Source organism: Streptomyces arenae, from assembly GCF_022343545.1.
Lineage (GTDB): Bacteria > Actinomycetota > Actinomycetes > Streptomycetales > Streptomycetaceae > Streptomyces > Streptomyces humi.
Genome location: NZ_JAKQYH010000043.1, coordinates 186,382 through 202,807, shown reverse-complemented (window position 1 = coordinate 202,807; position 16,426 = coordinate 186,382). Strand labels below are relative to the sequence as shown.

The 16,426-nt window shown below is 70.8% G+C and carries 14 protein-coding genes and 1 tRNA gene; 6 read left to right on the top strand and 9 right to left on the bottom strand.

What is annotated here, in order from left to right; all coding sequences use genetic code 11:
* Window positions 1-64: 64 nt before the first annotated feature.
* Window positions 65-1,120 (top strand): LacI family DNA-binding transcriptional regulator, encoded by a 1,056-nt coding sequence (locus MB828_RS18990; RefSeq protein WP_301649256.1) that lies wholly within the window; start codon window positions 65-67, stop codon window positions 1,118-1,120.
* 353 nt (window positions 1,121-1,473) lie between these two features.
* On the top strand, window positions 1,474-2,037 hold the full coding sequence (locus tag MB828_RS18985) for a dihydrofolate reductase family protein (RefSeq protein ID WP_301649255.1): 564 nt from the start codon (window positions 1,474-1,476) through the stop codon (window positions 2,035-2,037).
* A 63-nt stretch (window positions 2,038-2,100) separates the two neighbouring features.
* Here MB828_RS18985 and MB828_RS18980 read toward each other — a convergent pair whose 3' ends face one another.
* Window positions 2,101-2,895 carry an SDR family NAD(P)-dependent oxidoreductase gene (locus MB828_RS18980; protein ID WP_301649254.1) on the bottom strand — a complete coding sequence of 265 codons (795 nt, stop codon included), beginning with the start codon at window positions 2,893-2,895 and terminating at the stop codon, window positions 2,101-2,103.
* Between the two features lie 128 nt (window positions 2,896-3,023).
* Entirely contained in the window at window positions 3,024-3,599 is a 576-nt protein-coding gene (locus MB828_RS18975) for a TetR/AcrR family transcriptional regulator (protein WP_301649253.1), read from the bottom strand.
* A 364-nt stretch (window positions 3,600-3,963) separates the two neighbouring features.
* On the opposite strand from MB828_RS18975, the gene MB828_RS18970 reads away from it, so the two are divergent.
* Entirely contained in the window at window positions 3,964-6,978 is a 3,015-nt protein-coding gene (locus tag MB828_RS18970; RefSeq protein ID WP_301649252.1) for a S53 family peptidase, read from the top strand.
* Between the two features lie 145 nt (window positions 6,979-7,123).
* On the opposite strand, the gene MB828_RS18965 is transcribed toward MB828_RS18970, so the two are convergent.
* From MB828_RS18965 to MB828_RS18950, 4 genes are all read right to left on the bottom strand, one after another.
* Window positions 7,124-7,196 (bottom strand) — tRNA-His (locus MB828_RS18965).
* A 113-nt stretch (window positions 7,197-7,309) separates the two neighbouring features.
* Window positions 7,310-7,912, bottom strand: a complete 603-nt coding sequence (gene orn / locus MB828_RS18960; protein ID WP_133021762.1) for an oligoribonuclease — start codon at window positions 7,910-7,912, stop codon at window positions 7,310-7,312.
* A 129-nt stretch (window positions 7,913-8,041) separates the two neighbouring features.
* Window positions 8,042-9,214, bottom strand: a complete 1,173-nt coding sequence (locus tag MB828_RS18955) for a helix-turn-helix domain-containing protein (RefSeq protein ID WP_133021763.1) — start codon at window positions 9,212-9,214, stop codon at window positions 8,042-8,044.
* Window positions 9,215-9,591: 377 nt separating this feature from the next.
* Window positions 9,592-9,906, bottom strand: coding sequence for a hypothetical protein (locus MB828_RS18950; protein WP_301649251.1), 315 nt, complete (start codon window positions 9,904-9,906; stop codon window positions 9,592-9,594).
* Between the two features lie 332 nt (window positions 9,907-10,238).
* Between MB828_RS18950 and MB828_RS18945 the strand changes: the two genes are divergently transcribed.
* On the top strand, window positions 10,239-10,766 hold the full coding sequence (locus MB828_RS18945) for a universal stress protein (RefSeq protein WP_046731599.1): 528 nt from the start codon (window positions 10,239-10,241) through the stop codon (window positions 10,764-10,766).
* Window positions 10,767-10,860: 94 nt separating this feature from the next.
* Window positions 10,861-11,427 carry a GPR1/FUN34/YaaH family transporter gene (locus MB828_RS18940; protein WP_301649250.1) on the top strand — a complete coding sequence of 189 codons (567 nt, stop codon included), beginning with the start codon at window positions 10,861-10,863 and terminating at the stop codon, window positions 11,425-11,427.
* A gap of 241 nt (window positions 11,428-11,668) precedes the next feature.
* Here MB828_RS18940 and glmS read toward each other — a convergent pair whose 3' ends face one another.
* Complete coding sequence (gene glmS / locus MB828_RS18935; RefSeq protein ID WP_133021764.1) at window positions 11,669-13,486, bottom strand: glutamine--fructose-6-phosphate transaminase (isomerizing); 1,818 nt, start codon at window positions 13,484-13,486, stop codon at window positions 11,669-11,671.
* Window positions 13,487-13,517: 31 nt separating this feature from the next.
* Window positions 13,518-13,775 carry a hypothetical protein gene (locus MB828_RS18930; protein ID WP_133022331.1) on the bottom strand — a complete coding sequence of 86 codons (258 nt, stop codon included), beginning with the start codon at window positions 13,773-13,775 and terminating at the stop codon, window positions 13,518-13,520.
* Window positions 13,776-13,940: 165 nt separating this feature from the next.
* Here MB828_RS18930 and MB828_RS18925 point away from each other — a divergent pair, with 165 nt between their 5' ends.
* On the top strand, window positions 13,941-15,506 hold the full coding sequence (locus MB828_RS18925) for a purple acid phosphatase family protein (RefSeq protein WP_301649249.1): 1,566 nt from the start codon (window positions 13,941-13,943) through the stop codon (window positions 15,504-15,506).
* A gap of 24 nt (window positions 15,507-15,530) precedes the next feature.
* On the opposite strand, the gene MB828_RS18920 is transcribed toward MB828_RS18925, so the two are convergent.
* A complete protein-coding gene (locus tag MB828_RS18920) occupies window positions 15,531-16,391 on the bottom strand; it encodes a DUF4429 domain-containing protein (protein WP_301649248.1) in 861 nt (286 codons plus the stop codon).
* Between the last annotated feature and the right edge of the window lie 35 nt (window positions 16,392-16,426).

Here is a 16,426-nt window from a genome sequence, read left to right as displayed (position 1 = left end):
GGGAACGGCCGGGTGACGGCTGTTACATTCCTGGCCTGAAGGCTGCGAACGGAAGGCGGCGACCATGACGGTCAAGGGTGAGCGGGGCCGGGGAACCCGGCGGCCGACGCTGGAAGAGGTCGCCGCCCGGGCGGGTGTGGGCCGCGGCACGGTGTCGCGGGTGATCAATGGTTCGCCACGGGTCAGCGACGCGACCCGGGCGGCCGTCGAGGCGGCCGTCGACGAACTCGGCTACGTGCCCAACACCGCCGCCCGCGCGCTGGCCGCCAACCGCACGGACGCCATCGCCCTCGTCGTCCCCGAGCCGGAGACCCGGTTCTTCGCTGAGCCGTACTTCTCCGACATGCTCAGCGGTGTCGGCGCCGAACTCTCCGACACCGAGATGCAGTTGCTGCTGATCTTCGCGGGCAGCGACCGGGAGCGCCAGCGGCTCGCCCAGTACCTGGCCGCCCACCGTGTGGACGGCGTCCTGCTGGTCTCCGTGCACGCCGACGACCCGCTGCCCGACCTGCTCGCGCAGTTGGAGATCCCCGCGGTGATCAGCGGTCCTCGGTCCGCCGCCGAGACGCTGGTGTCCGTCGACTCCGACAACTACGGCGGTGGCCGCTCGGCCGTCGAGCACCTGCTGGCCGGCGGCCGCCGGACGATCGCGCACATCACCGGCCGCCTCGACGTGTACGGTGCCCAGCGCCGCGTCGACGGCTACCGGGACGCGCTGCGCGACGCCGGTCATCAGGTGAACGAACTCCTCATCGAGGCAGGGGACTTCACCGAGGAGGGCGGCCGGCGCGCGATGACCCGGCTGCTGGAGCGCGAGCCCGCGCTGGACGCGGTCTTCGCCGGCTCGGACGTGACGGCGGCGGGCGCCCGCCAGGTGCTGCGCGAGGCGGGCCGCCGTATCCCCGACGACGTGGCGCTGGTCGGGTACGACGACTCGGCCATCGCCCGCCACATGGAGCCGCCGCTCACCAGCGTCCGCCAGCCCATCGTGGAGATGGGGCGCGCGATGATCGACCTGCTGCTGACCGAGATCGCCGACCGCCGCCCGGCCGAGTCCCGCGGCCCCGAACGCAAACACGCGGTCCTCCCCACGGAACTGGTGATCAGGACATCCTCCTAGCCCCCGGCCTCCGCCCCCGGCCTCCGCCCCCGGCCTCCGCCCCTGGCCTCCGCCCCTGGCCTCCGCCCCTGGCCTCCGCCCCTGGCCTCCGCCCCTGGCCTCCGCCCCTGGCCTCCGCCCCTGGCCTCCGCCCCCGGCCCCGGCCCCGGCCCCGGCCTCCGACCCCGGCCCCGGCTCGGTCTCGGGTCCTGGCCGTCCGGGATGGGCGGCTGGTGCGGGTGCGTGACTACCTGGACGGCTGCGGTGTCGTCGCGGCCCGGCGGGGCGGCGGCGGCTGAGGTTCCGGGTGCGGCGATGAGTTCCGGGGCGCCGGGCGGTCGTACGGTCGAACCTGTCACCGAGGAGGGCCCCTGATGCGCAGCGTGACCTATTCGATGGGCGTCTCGCTCGACGGCTACATCGTCGGGCCGGACGGCGGTTTCAACTGGTCGGCGCCCGATCCGGCGGTCTTCCGCTTCTGGATCGACGAGATCCGGGGGGTCGGCGTCCACCTGCTGGGGCGGCGGCTGTACGAGACGATGCTGTACTGGGAGACCGCCGACGAGGACCCGTCGCTCGACGACGCGATGCTCGAGTGGACCGCGCTCTGGAAGCCGCTCCCGAAGGTGGTGTTCTCGACCACGCTCACGGCGGTGCGGGGCAACGCCCGCCTGCTCTCCGGCGGCTTGGCGGAGGAGATCGAGCGGTTGCGGGCCGAACCGGGGGAGGGCGAGATCGCGATCGGCGGCGCGACCCTCGCCGTCGAGGCGGCCGCGGCCGGCCTGATCGACGAGTACCGGACCGTGGTCTACCCGGTACTGGTGGGCGGCGGCACCCCTTACTTCCCCCGGGACGAGCGGCGGGTGGACCTCGAACTCGTCGAGACCCGCACCTTCGACTCCGGCGTCGTCCTCCTCCGCCACCGCGTGGCGAAGTGACCGTCCGGCCGCGGTGGTCCCGGCGGCCCGCGGCCGCCGGGGCACGTCCGGCCTGTCCTGGCGTCAGAGCGTCTTGGTCTGGCCGCCGTCGACCAGAATCTCCGTGCCGGTGATATTGGCTGCCAGCGGGGAGGCCAGGAACAGGGTGAGGTCGGCGATCTCGCCCGCCTCGCTGACCCGTCCGGACGTGATGCCCATGCTCTGCGGCACGACGACGTCCAGCGCCTCCTGCGCGGTGGTGCCGGCGGCCGCGGCGGTGGCGTCGGCGAAGCCGCCCGGCGCGGTCCAGAACGGGGTGCGGACCGGACCCGGGGCGATGGCGTTGACGCGTACGCCCTGGGGTGCGAACTCCTCGGACAGTGACTTGTTGAGGTTGGTCAGAGCGGCCTTGGCGGCCGAGTAGTCGACCACCATGGGGAACGGCAGCCGGGCGTTGATCGAGCTGATGTTGACGATGGCCGCGTCCCCCGCCGCGATCAGATGCGGGAGGGCGGCGCGGCTGACGCGGACGGCGCTGAAGAACGTCAGGTCGAAGATCCGCTGCCAGCCGGCGTCGTCGACCTCGAGGAACGACTCGCGGGGCTCGGCGGCGCCGACGTTGTTGACCAGGACGTCCAGCCGCCCGTGGCGCTCCACGGCCCGCTGGATCAGGGTCTCGGCGCCCGCCGTGGTGGACAGGTCGACCGGCACGATCGTGACGTCGTGACCGGCCGCCAGGGCGTCCAGCTCGGGAGTGGAGGAGCGGCTGCCGGTCACGACCTTGACGCCCTCGCGGGCCAGCTTCTCGGCCACTGCCAGGCCGATGCCCTTGCTGGCTCCGGTGACGACGGCGACCTTGTTCTCGAGGTGCAGTTCCATGACGGTCCCTTTCTGGATTGATCAATACACAACTTGGGCAGGCGGGCCGCGGGTGCGGGCGCTGCGAGGCGAGGTGAGGTGAGGTGAGGTGAGGTGAGGTGAGGTGAGGGTCTGTCTTCCTGGGTCTCTCAGTCCAGGGCGCGCATCGCCGTGGACAGGGCGTCCTCCAGGAACTCCCTCCCCATGCGGGCTCCGCCGACGACGCGGATCCCCTGGATGAAGGTGGTCAGGAACCTGGCCAGTTCCCTCGGGTCCTTCTCGGGGGAGATCTCCCCCCGCGCCCGCGCCCGCTCCAGGGCGCCGGTGAGGAAGGACTCCACCTGCCGGATCGCGGTGCTGACACGGTCCGCGGCCTCGGGCCGGCCACCGCACTGGGTGGCGGCGCTGACCACGAGGCATCCCCGCGTGGGGTCGGTCAGGTCCGCCTCGATCAGGGCGCTGAGCACCCCGTGGACCGCGGACCGGATCCCGGGTGTCCCGTCGAGGGCGGTCTCCAGGTCGTGGCCCTGGAGCGAGGTGTAGCGGTCGAGGGCCCGTATGTAGAGCTGCTCCTTCGAGCCGAAGGCCGCGTAGAAGCTGCCGCTGCCTATCGACAGTTCCTTCAGCAGGTCCTGCAGGGAGGTCTCGGCATAGCCCTTGCGCCAGAACAGGTCCATGGCGCGGTCCAGCGCCCGGTCGATGTCGAACTCCCTGATGCGTGCCATGGAGCCAGCGTAGCGCGTTTTCTGGAATACTCAATCAACAATTGCCCGTGAACGACCGTCCGGCGCCGGTGGCGAGCAGGTGCGGCGGCGCGGCCCGGCATGCGTCCACCGAGCCGGGAACCCCGCCGCCCTCGCACCGGGGTGACACCCCGGCGGGTCACAGCCGGCGTAAAGATCCGTTCATGGTTCTCGGGCGACCGGAGACAGTGCCTGTCATGACCTGATAAGAAATGCGCACACTTCGGCTAAGAGGGATGGCTCCTGCACGCCTCGTGATGTGGACGCGCCTGTCGGCCCGAGTGACGCTTCGGCCACCGTCACAGCCATGGCTGTGACGGTGCGTCATTTTTTAGGAGATTTCTGCATGGCCAAGAAGGTCCACGCCGGCCCGGGACGTCCCGGGCACGCGGCAGCCAAGACCGGCAGACGGGCCAGGGCGGTCGCCGCGGCTTCCGCCGCGGCCGTCGCCCTCATAGCCGTCACCGCGACCGCCGGTGGCGCGGTCGCCCAGGGAGGGACGGCCGGATCGGACGCCCCGAGGCCAGTAGGGGCGGCCCCGCGGGTCCCCGCGGGCGCGAAGGTGACCGGCGTGACCGCGTCGGGAACCACGCTGCACCTCAGTGTGAACCTGGCTCCGCGGGACCCGCGGTCGCTGGCGGACTTCGTCACCGCGGTGTCCACACCGGGCAACGCCCAGTACCACCACTACCTGGCCAAGGGGCAGTTCGCCTCCGTCTTCGGTCCCACGCGGGCCACCATCGCGGCGGTCTCGGGGGCGTTGAAGGCGGCCGGTCTCTCTCCCGGCAGGGTCAGCCCGGACGGCCTGTCCATTCCGGTCACCGCCACCGCCGCGCAGGCGTCCCACGCCTTCGCCACCGGCTTCCACAACGTCCGGCTCAAGGACGGCACCACCGACTACCTCAACACCTCGGCCCCCTCGCTGCCCGCGAACGTGGCGTCCTCGGTGACCGGGATCGTCGGTCTGAGCAGCGTCAACACCGTCAGCAGTCACCACTCCGCGGTACGCCGCGCGAGCAGGAACGATTCTGCCGCCACCGGCGTCTCCGGACGCGGTTCGCGCACGGTGACCGCCCACACGTACACCCCGTCACTCTGCGCCGACTTCACCGGCTCGGGTCTGACCGACGGCACCGACTACTACAGCCCCGGCAAGCTGGCCGGCGCCTACGGGATGAGCAGCTCCGCCACCGCCGGTGCGGGACAGACCGTGGCCGTCTTCGAGCTGGAGAACGTCGACGCCGGCAGCATCGCCGCGTACCAGTCCTGCGTCGGCACCAGCACCCCGGTGTCGCACGTGTACGTTGACACGACGGCAGGGGCAGGCGCGCCGGCCACCGACGGTTCGGTCGGCGTGGAATCGGCGCTCGACATCGAGGACCTGATAGGTCTGGTGCCCGGCGCCGCCGTCATCGACTACCAGGGACCGGACGCCGCGTCCGCGACCGACCAGAACGTGCTCGACGTCTACCAGCGGATGGTCACCGACGACCAGGCGCAGGTCATCTCCACCAGCTGGGGTGAGTGCGAGGCGGTCGAGAGCAGCGCGACCGCGAGCGCCGAGAACACCGTCTTCGCGGAGGCCGCCGCCCAGGGCCAGAGCGTCGTCGCCGCCTCGGGCGACGACGGCTCCAGCGACTGCTACCGCGCGACCGGCTCCACGGCCAAGGCCGTCGACGACCCCGCGAGCCAGCCCTACGTCACCGGTGTCGGCGGCACCACGATGACCACCTCGGGCAGCACCACGACCCAGACGACGTGGGGCAACGCCTCCGGTGGCACCGGAGGCGGCGTCTCCTCGCGCTGGGCCCCCGTCGTCTACCAGGGCGGTGTCGCCACCACCGGCAAGCGTGCCGTTCCGGATGTCTCCGCCCTGGCGGACCCGGCCGACGGGTATCCGATCTACTTCCAGGACGACAGCCAGTCCTCCAGTCCCGTCCCCGGCCTCGTCGGCGGCACCAGCGGTGCGGCCCCGACCTGGGCCGCCGCGGTCGTCCAGGCCAACGCGGGCACGGCCTGCCAGGCCAACGGCCCGGTCGGCTTCCTCAACAACGCCCTCTACAAGGCCGCACGGAGCAGCTACCCGACGAACTTCTGGGACGTCACCAGCGGCGACAACTCCGTGTACGCCACGGGCTACACGGCGGCGGCCGGCTACGACGAGGTGACCGGCCTGGGCTCGCCCAAGGAGGCCGGCCTGACCAGCGCACTGTGCGCGGCCAAGGGCACGGCCGCCACGGGCGCCGCCACCTTCCACCCGCTCAGCAGCCCCAAGCGGCTGCTGGACACCCGCAACGGCACCGGCTGGGGCCTCAGTTCCGTCCCGGCCACGAAGCCCCTGGTCGCGGGCGGCACCGCCCCGGTCAAGATCGAGGGAGCCGGAGGGATCCCCAGCAGCGGCGTGACCGCCGTCGTGCTCAACCTCACGGTCACCGGCACCACGGGCGCGGGTTCGCTGATCGCCTGGGCCGACGGCACCGGCAAACCGTCGACCAGCAACCTCAACTGGACCGGCGCCGGCCAGACCATCGCCGCCTCGGCGACCGTGAAGGTGGCGGGCGACGGCGTGGTGGACCTCTACACGAGCAGCACCACCCACGTGATCGCCGATGTCCAGGGCTACTACACCAGCGGCACCACCGGCTCGAAGTACACGGCGCTGACCCCGGCCCGCCTGCTGGACACCCGCTCCAAGGTCGGCATCCCCACCACCAGCAAGATCTCCAACGCGGTGGTCAGCCTCAAGGTCCGCGGCCATGGGGGCGTGCCCACCGCCGCCACCTCCGTGGTGCTCAACCTGACGGCCACCCAGACCGTCGGCGGGGGCTACCTGGAGGCCTACCCCGAAGGCGCCACCCGGCCGACCGCGTCCAACGTCAACTGGTCGGCCACCGGGACCACCATCCCCAACCTGGTGGTCGTGCCGATCGGCAGCGACGGCAACGTCAGCGTCTACGTCCACGGCACCAGCCACGTGATCGCCGACGTCTCCGGCTACTTCTCCACCAGCGGCTCGACCTTCGACACGGTCACCCCGCTGCGCCTGCTGGACACCCGGCAGACGACGGCGCTGGGCGCCGGCAAGACGCTGGCCCTGCAGATCTCGGGGCGCGACGGCATCCCGTCCACCGGCGTCAAGGCCGTCGTGCTGACCGTCACCGTCACCGGCACCACGGGCAGCGGGTACCTCTCCGCCTGGGCCGACGGCGGCAGCCGTCCGACGGCCTCCAACCTGAACTGGGCGCAGGGCAGGACGATCGCCAACCAGGTCATCGTGCCCGTCGGCTCCGACGGCAAGGTGGACCTCTACGCGAGCAGCACCACCCACGTGCTCGCGGACGTGGCCGGCTACATCAGCTGACGCCCACCGACGCCCCCACCGACGGCACCACCGCGACGCCCCGCCGACCCTTCCGGCCGGCGGGGCGTCGTCGTGCGCACGCGGCGCCGGACGACGAAAAGGCCCCCGGTCTGCGTCTCCGCAGCCCGGGGGCCTCTCTTGCAAGGGTGAGTGACGGGACTCGAACCCGCGACATCCTGGACCACAACCAGGTGCTCTACCAGCTGAGCTACACCCACCACGACCGGCGGTGACTTTGTGGTTTCTCCGACCGGCCGAGAAAAAGTGTACAGGGTCCGGAGGGGTGCTCGTGCACGGCTTTTCCGGGGGCCCTCCGGGGCCCCGGGTACGGCTACTGGGCAGGCAGGACGTGCTTGGCGGCGATCTTCTTCGCGGTGTCCGAGTCCGGGCCGGGCTGCGGTACGAAGACGGCCTCGCGGTAGTAGCGCAGTTCGGCGATCGACTCGCGGATGTCGGCGAGGGCGCGGTGGTTGCCGTTCTTCTCCGGGCTGTTGAAGTACGCCCGCGGGTACCAGCGCCGGGCCAGCTCCTTGACGCTGGAGACGTCGACGATCCGGTAGTGCAGGTAGCCCTCCAGGGCCGGCATGTCCCGGGACAGGAAGCCGCGGTCGGTGCCGACGGAGTTTCCGCACAGCGGGGCCTTGCCGGGTTCCTTCACGTGCTCCCGTACATAGGCCAGGACCTTCTCCTCGGCCTCGGCCAGCGTCGTGCCGCCGGCCAGTTCGTCGAGGAGCCCGGACGCGGTGTGCATCTGCCGCACCACCTCCGGCATCGTCTCCAGTGCCTTGGCCGGCGGACGGACGACGATGTCCACGCCCTCGCCGAGCACGTTCAGCTCGGAGTCGGTGACCAGCGCGGCCACCTCGATGAGCGCGTCGTCGGACAGCGAGAGGCCGGTCATCTCGCAGTCGATCCACACCATGCGATCGTTCATGTGTCTAACCTTACGGCGCGCCGCCGCGAGCCGGACCGGCCGTGCGGTGACCTTGTGGGCGAGGCGGCGGGCCGGAGCCCCGGAACGGCGACCGCCCACCCGACTCGGTCGGGTGGGCGGCGGCGCGGTTCAGCTGCCCGTGCGCGGGCCCGGCAGGCTGGCCGACAGGCCCACCGCCGCTGTCCTGCGGGTCTGCATCGGCAGTACCCCCTCGGGATACTGGACCGGCAGCGGACCCGACGGCGGCAGCGGCGCCGGTTCCGGGGTGTCGGCACGGTCCGCCTGGGGGCGCCGGGCCCGGTACGCCGCCCGGTACGCGGCCGGGGACGAGCCGAGCTGGCGGCGGAAGTGGCCGCGCAGCGCGACGGGGGAGCGGAAGCCGCAGCGGCCCGCCACCTCGTCCACCGAGTAGTCCGACGTCTCCAGGAGGCGCTGCGCCTGGAGCACCCGCTGTGTGATCAGCCACTGGAGCGGGGCGCTGCCGGTCAGGGACCGGAAACGGCGGTCGAACGTCCGGCGGCTCATGTACGCGCGTGCCGCCAGCGTCTCCACGTCGAACTGCTCGTGGAGGTGCTCCAGTGCCCAGGCGACGACCTCGGCCAGCGGGTCGGCGCCGATCTCCTCTGGTAAAGACCGATCGAGGTAGCGCTCCTGACCGCCCGAGCGGCGCGGCGGGACCACCAGGCGGCGGGCCAGGGCCCCGGCCGCCTCGTTGCCGTGGTCCGTGCGCACGATGTGGAGACACAGGTCGATCCCGGCCGCCGTACCGGCCGAGGTCAGCACGTCCCCGTCGTCCACGAAGAGTTCGCGTGGATCGACGTGCACCGACGGGTAGCGCTTGGCCAGCGTCGGCGCGTACATCCAGTGCGTGGTGGCCGGGCGGCCGTCCAGCAGTCCGGCGGCGGCCAGGACGAACGCCCCGGTGCACAGTCCTACTATGCGCGCCCCCTCTTCGTGGGCGCGGCGCAGCGCGTCCAGCGCCTCCTCCGGTGGTGGCGCCGTTATCGAGCGCCAGGCCGGTACGACGACCGTCCCGGCGCGCGAGATGGCCTCCAGGCCATGCGGCGCGGTGAGTTCCAGGCCCCCTGTGGTCCGCAGTGGGCCTTCCTCGCCGCCGCACACCAGCAGTCGGTAGCGCGGCACGCCGGCGTCCTGGCGGTCTATCCCGAACACCGACAGCGGTATGGAACTCTCGAAGATGGGGCCGCCGCTGAACAGCAGCACCGCGACGATCTCCTTGCGGCGTCGCCCGGACAGTTTCCGGGCCGCGGCTTCCGGCGCGGCAGTGGAGTCGTGGCTCATACTGCTAAGCCCCCCTCGGTGGTCGCGGCTCCTCGGTTGTGTCGCTCCTGCACGTTTCCCCTCGGTCCTGCACGAGTCCCCCGCCGTAAGACGTCAAGATCGAATCTACTGGTTCCCGCGGTGTCGCGTTGACCAGTTCGACACGCCGTCGATTGTCGACATGACAACTTGGCGTGAAGCATTCGATCACGAAGGGTTGCACTCGCGGGCCGTGCAGGGAAGTGCGCCTCGTGTCAGTGGCCAAACCGCATAGGGTGCACGGGGTCTCCCGGACCCTGTCCGTGCAGGTGGAACGGGGGTTCGGGGGGAGTGGGGGGTCCTCTTGCACAGGGTCGGGAAGTTGGCTGAAAAGCAGCGTTCCAGGGTGTCGAAACCGGTCAGTCGACCGGTGTCGTACCCGTCGTGCTCCTGGTGTCCGGTGTGGTGCCCCTGGTGTGACGTCCGCCGCCCCGGGGCGCCGTCGCGCGCTCCGACCGCCGCAGCAGGAACCGGCACACCGCCGTGACGGCGGCGAGGCCCAGCGCGGTGCCGGCCGTACCGGCCAGCGAGGTGCCGTACCAGAGGAGCACCACCGGGACGAGGACGCAGGAGAACGCGGCCCAGCGGACCACGTCGCCCGTGGTGTCCGGGGCGGGGCGCGAACGGCGTCCGGCGGAGCGCGGATCGCGGGCGGTGGGACGCGGTCCGGACATCGTCGTACTCCCTGTCGTGGTGCACTCGTACCGTGATCAACGCCCGTCGGCGCCGACGGTCACCGTGCGTACGCCTCGGGCCTGTCCGAATCCTGTGCAAACCGCCTGTACGGGGCAGCAACCATTGCGTTACGGGCGCGGCTCGTGCATGCTCCGGGGAACCCCTTACCGACTCCGGGGAAAGTCCCCTACGGAGCGTGCGCGGGATCTGGGCTGAGGAGGCGTGCCGCCGTACCCTTGGGGGTATGGGCTTGGGAAGATGTTTCCCGGACACAGCTCCGCCGCACTCTGTCGTCCCTCCCATATATAAGGATCACAACGCCGAGACAGCCATGGCCGGTCACGAATTCTTCGATCCAGCGGACCGCAAGCGGCCGGTCGCCGACCCCACGGCGGCCGATGCCCTGGCGGCGGAAGAGGCACGCCCTTCCTGCGATCCCGCCTTCAAGCACGGGGTGGTCGTCGGCTTCGACGGTTCCACCTCCAGTGAGCGCGCCCTCGCCTACGCGATCGGCATGGCCCACCGCTCCCGCACCGGGCTGATCATCGTTCACGTCGCCAACCGACTGCCGACCACCGTGTGGGCCGGCTGCGAGCCTCCCGTCTTCGTCGACGTGCCGGACCACCGCACCGAGGTGCTCGGTCTGGAACTCGCCTGTGCCGACTACCTCTCCGAGGTGCCCTGGATCCTCGTCGAGCGCGGCGGTGACATCTGCCACGAACTCGAAGAGGTGGGGCGGGAGTACGAGGCGGACGCGATCGTCGTGGGGTCCACCCACGGGATCGTCGGCCGGATCTTCGGCTCCGTCGCCGGACGGCTCGCCAAGCGGGCCAAGCGACCCGTCGTTGTCATTCCGTAACTCTCCGTTCTGCCATGCAGAGGTGTTTGTGCCCTTGTGAAGGGCATATATCGGTCACCGCGTACAACTGCACAGAGCATGAAGGGAGCCCGCCGTGGACAACGACGTCTCTGCGGGAAGCGGAACCACTACCGTGGCCGGCCGACTCGCCCTGGGGATCACCCTGTTGGCGTTCGGCCTCGGCACCACCGGCGTCATCGACGACGTGACCACGTCCGACGCCGTGTCAATCGCCCACTACGTGGGCGGAGTCGCCCTGTTCCTCGTCGGCCTGCTGGCCTTCCGTGACCGTGACACCGTGAACGGCACGGGCTGGGTGGCGCTCGGCGCCCTCTGGTTCACCTGGGCCGTCTCGTCCGGCGACCACACCTCGGCCAACGGCGCCGGCCTCTTCCTGCTCCTCTTCGCCCTCGTGGCCCTGTCGTTGACCCTCGCGGGCGGCGACCAGCTCGGACAGGGCGTGTACGGGCTGCTGTTCCTGGCGATGCTGGTGCTCGCCGTCGCGAACTTCGCCGACAGTTCGTCACTGGCCAAGGCCGGGGGCTGGGTCGCGGTGGCCGCGGGGGCGGTGGCCTGGTACGCCGCGACGGCCGCGCTCGCGCACTGGCCGACGGTGCTGCCGGGGCGGGCTGCCGGGCGTGGGGTGACGGCCCACGGCTGATATGGCAGCCGACGCCGGGGAGTTGGGCGTCCCCGGCGACATAGAGAGCGGACCCCCCGTTGCCTTGGTGGCACACGTGGGGGTCCGTTCGGTCGTGTGGCCCGTGCGGGTGCGTGGGGGTTGCTCGCGCAGTTCCCCGCGCCCCTGACGGGGCGCTGAATCGACGTCAGTATCAACGCGCCCCAAAGGGGCGCGGGGAACTGCGCGACAAGCCCCCACCGGCCCGCACGCGTAAACGGTCCTACTCCACCGTCACCGACTTCGCGAGGTTCCTCGGCTTGTCGATGTCGCGGCCCAGGGCCTTCGCCGTGTGGTACGCGAGGAGTTGGAGGGGGATGCCCATCAGGATGGGGTCGAGTTCGTCCTCGTTCTTCGGGACGACGATCGTGCGGTCCGCCTTCTCCTGGTGCTGGTGGGCCACCGCGAGGATCTTGCCGCTGCGGGCCTTGATCTCCTCCAGGGCCGCCCGGTTCTTCTCCAGCAGGTCGTCGTCCGGGACGATCGCCACCGTGGGGAGGGCCGGCTCGATCAGCGCCAGCGGACCGTGCTTCAGCTCGGACGCCGGGTAGGCCTCCGCGTGGATGTAGGAGACCTCCTTCAGCTTCAGGGAGGCCTCACGGGCCACCGGGTAACCCCGGACGCGGCCGATGAAGAGCATCGAGCGGGCCTCGGCGTACTCCGCGGCCATCTTCTCGATCTCCGCCTCCTGGGCGAGGATCTCCGAGATCTGGGCCGGCAGCTTGCGCAGGCCCTCGATGATCCGCTTGCCGTCGCGGACCGAGAGGTCACGGATGCGGCCGAGGTGGAGGGCGAGGAGCGCGAACGCGACCGTCGTGTTCGTGAAGCACTTCGTGGACACCACGCAGACCTCCGGGCCCGCGTGCACGTACGTGCCGCCGTCCGCCTCGCGGGCGATCGCGGAGCCCACCACGTTCACCACCCCCAGCACCCGCGCGCCCTTGCGCTTCAGCTCCTGGACGGCGGCGAGGACGTCGTACGTCTCACCGGACTGCGAGACGGCGATGTACAGGGTGTCCGGGTCGACCACCGGGTTGCGGTAGCGGAACTCGGAGGCCGGCTCGGCGTCCGCGGGGATACGGGCCAGCTCCTCGATCATCTGGGCGCCGATCATGCCCGCGTGGTACGAGGTGCCGCAGCCGAGGATCTTCACCCGGCGCACGGCACGCGCGTCCCGGGCGTCCAGGTTGAGGCCGCCGAGGTGCACGGTGGAGAAGCGGTCGTCGATCCGGCCGCGCAGCACGCGGTCGACCGCGTCGGGCTGCTCGAAGATCTCCTTGTGCATGTACGTGTCGTGGCCGCCCATGTCGTACGACTCGGCCTCCCACTCCACGGTGGTCGGCTCGGCCGTCGTCCGGGTGCCCTCGGTGGTGTACGTCCGGAAGTCGTCGGCCTTGAGGGTGGCCATCTCGCCGTCGTCGAGGGTCACTATCTGCCGGGTGTGGGTGACCAGGGCCGCGATGTCCGAGGCGACGAACATCTCCTTGTCGCCGATGCCGAGGACCACCGGGGAGCCGTTGCGGGCCACCACGATGCGCTCGGGGAAGTCGGCGTGCATGACCGCGATGCCGTAGGTGCCCTCGATCACGTGCAGCGCCTGACGGACCTTCTCCTCCAGGGTCTCCGCCTGCGAGCGGGCGATCAGGTGGGTGAGGACCTCGGTGTCGGTCTCGGAGAGGAACTCGACGCCGTCCGCCTCCAGCTTGCGGCGCAGCTCGGCCGCGTTGTCGATGATGCCGTTGTGGACGACGGCGACCTTCTGGTCGGCCGACATGTGCGGGTGGGCGTTCACGTCGGAGGGCGCGCCGTGGGTGGCCCAGCGGGTGTGGGCGATACCGGTGGTGCCCTTGAAGCGCGCCGGGACCTTCGCCTCCAGGTCGCGGACCCGGCCCTTGGCCTTGACCATCTTCAGGCCGCCGGTCTTCGGGGTGGTGACGACGATGCCCGCCGAGTCGTAACCGCGGTATTCCAGCCGCTGCAGACCTTCGAGAAGAAGGGGAGCAACGTCGCGCTTACCGATGTATCCGACAATCCCGCACATATATAGGTGTTCCGATCCTCGACCTGATGGGTCAGCCGTAGACGATGCGGCGCAACTGCCGGAGGGTGAACTCCGGCGGGGCGACCGCCCTGTACTTCAGATCCGCCTCGATCCGTTCGAAGATCTCCGTGTTCACCAGGCCTTCCGCCTGGAGTTCGCGGTGGCGGCGCCGGACGTAGTCCCCGGCCGTCTCGTCGAAGTACGCGAGCACGTCCTGGATCACCCGCAGCGCCTCGCCCCGGCTCAGGGGCGTGGACCGCGTCAGATGATCAACCAGTTCGTCGTGCACCCGGTAGATCCTGAAGTACCGGCGTCGGTTTCGCAAGAATCCTGCCCGATTCCGGGCAACGGTCTGTTGAATCTCTTATGGGGTGCTGTTCGCAGCCTGTCCATCCTGTGTCTTGCGCCACGTTGCTTGTGGAGACGATTTTCAGACGCCATGGACATTCCTCGTATGGGCGTACCCGATGAGCTCGCCGACCGCATGACGATGGCCGAGCAGCACGAGTACCTCCGCGCCAAGTTCTCCCGGCGCTCCATGATCAGAGGCGGCGCCGTCACGCTCGGCGCCGTCACGGGCGGCTCCTTCGTGCTGGGCGGCACCGCCCAGGCCGCCGTCCCCACGCAGTCCTCCGCCCCCGCCACCCAGTACGTCGACGGCGCCTACGTGGCCCCGTTCGGCCGGCACCTCGCCTACGGCAACGACGCCGGCACCGAGATGACGATCTCCTGGCAGGTCCCGGTCGCGGTCAAGCGGCCCTTCGTCCGCATCGGCACCCACGCCTCGCACCTCTCCGTCAGGATCGACGCCGAGGTCCGCTCCCTCTACACCCCGGCCGGCATCGGCGCCAGCGGCGACCACACGCAGTACTACGTGCACGCCAAGCTGGCCAACCTCAAGCCCGGCAAGACGTACTACTACGGCGTCGGCCACGACGGCTTCGACCCCGCCTCCCCGAAGTTCGCCGGCACCATCGGCACCTTCACCACCGCCCCCCGCCACAAGGAGCCGTTCACCTTCACCGCCTTCGGCGACCAGGGCGTCAGCTACCACGGCCTGGCCAACGACGCCCTGATCCTCGGCCAGAACCCCAGCTTCCACCTGCACGCCGGTGACATCGCCTACGCCGACCCGTCCGGCGCCGGCAAGACCGCGGACACCGGCTTCGACTCCCGCGTGTGGGACCAGTTCCTGGCCCAGACCGAGTCGGTCGCCAAGTCCGTGCCGTGGATGGTGTCGTACGGCAACCACGACATGGAGGCCTGGTACTCGCCCAACGGCTACGGCGGCGAGGAGGCCCGCTTCAGCCTCCCCGACAACGGGCCGGACAAGAAGAACCTGCCGGGCGTCTACTCCTTCGTCCACGGCAACACGGCGGTCATCTCGCTCGACCCGAACGACGTCTCCTTCGAGATCCCGGCCAACCTCGGCATCTCGGGCGGCACCCAGACCAAGTGGTTCGAGGCGCAGCTGAAGAAGTTCCGCGCCGACAAGGACATCGACTTCATCGTCGTGTTCTTCCACCACTGCGCCTACTGCACCTCCACGGCGCACGCCTCGGAGGGGGGCGTGCGACAGGAGTGGGTGCCGCTGTTCGAGAAGTACACGGTGGACCTGGTCATCAACGGCCACAACCACCAGTACGAGCGCACCGACGTCATCAAGGGCAACAAGGTCGTCAAGAAGCTCCCGATCGGCGAGACCGCCTACCCCGAGACCGAGGGTGTCGTGTACGTCACCGCGGGCGCGGCCGGCCGCAGCCTCTACGCCTTCACCGCCCCCGACTCCTACGAGGGCCACCTGAACGAGGTCGACTCCGTCGCCTCCTTCATCAACACCAAGGACGGCAAGGTCAACGAGACCGTCACCTGGTCCCGGGTGCGCTACCTCAACTACTCGTTCCTGCGCGTGGACGTCGAGCCCGCCCCGCGCGGCCAGTACGCCAAGCTGAAGGTGTCGGGCATAGCCGAGACCGGCGACCGCATCGACCACTTCACGGTGGCCCGCAAGGCCAAGTAGTCACAGGCCGGCGGCAGGCGGTCCTCACAGCTCCCTGAGGACCGCCTGTTTGGCCGTCGTGAACTCCTCGTCGGTGAGGACGCCCGCGCGGTGCAGCTCGCCCAGCTCCCGCAGCCGGCGCAGCAGCGCGTCGTGATCGGCCCCGGGCGCCTGAGCCCGCCGCGGTACGCCCGCCACGGCGGCCGCCGACGGGTGCGGCAGCCGGGCCTGCACCGCGGCCGCGACCAGCGCCATCAAAGGGTCCCGTCCGAACCCCCACAGCTCCACCGCGTTCGGGTCGTACTTGGCCCGGGTCCCGGCCGGCGCGCCCCGCACCCGGAACCGCAGATGGCCGTTCTCCAGCCCGGCGGAGGGCTGCCACTCCACGCCCAGGATGTCCGCCAGGTCCAGCGTCCGCGGTCCGGCGGCGGCCTTCGAGTCCTCCGTCTTCCAGTTCCACTCCAGCCGCACCCGCTCCCCGTCGAAGGAGGCGGTGCCGTCCCCGGCGGACACCGACAGCGGCAGCGGCGGGCCCGGCAGCAGGTACTCGCTCACCGGCGTCCCCGGCACCCGCGCCAGGTGCAGCGCGTCGCGCACCTCGTCGGTGAAGTACTCGGCGACCCCGTACCGGTCCGGCTCGACCGTCAGCCGGTAGGGGTCGTGGATCTCGGCGAGCCGGCCCCCGGCGGCGTGCAGCAGCGGATCGGAGCCGTCCCGCAGCCGCAGCCTCAGCCGCCCCGCCCTGCGGCCCTGTTCGAACGAGACCCCGGCCAACGCGTCCAGCGGCACGACCAGTTCACCCAGCGCCCGGCGCAGCGTCCCGACGTTCCGGTCCCGCCCGGGGGTCAGCCGCAGGGCGTCTCCGTCGAAGACCCAGATGCCGTCCTTCTGGATGATTTCCGCCATGGGGGGATTGTTCCACCGCGGGCGCCCCCGAGGAC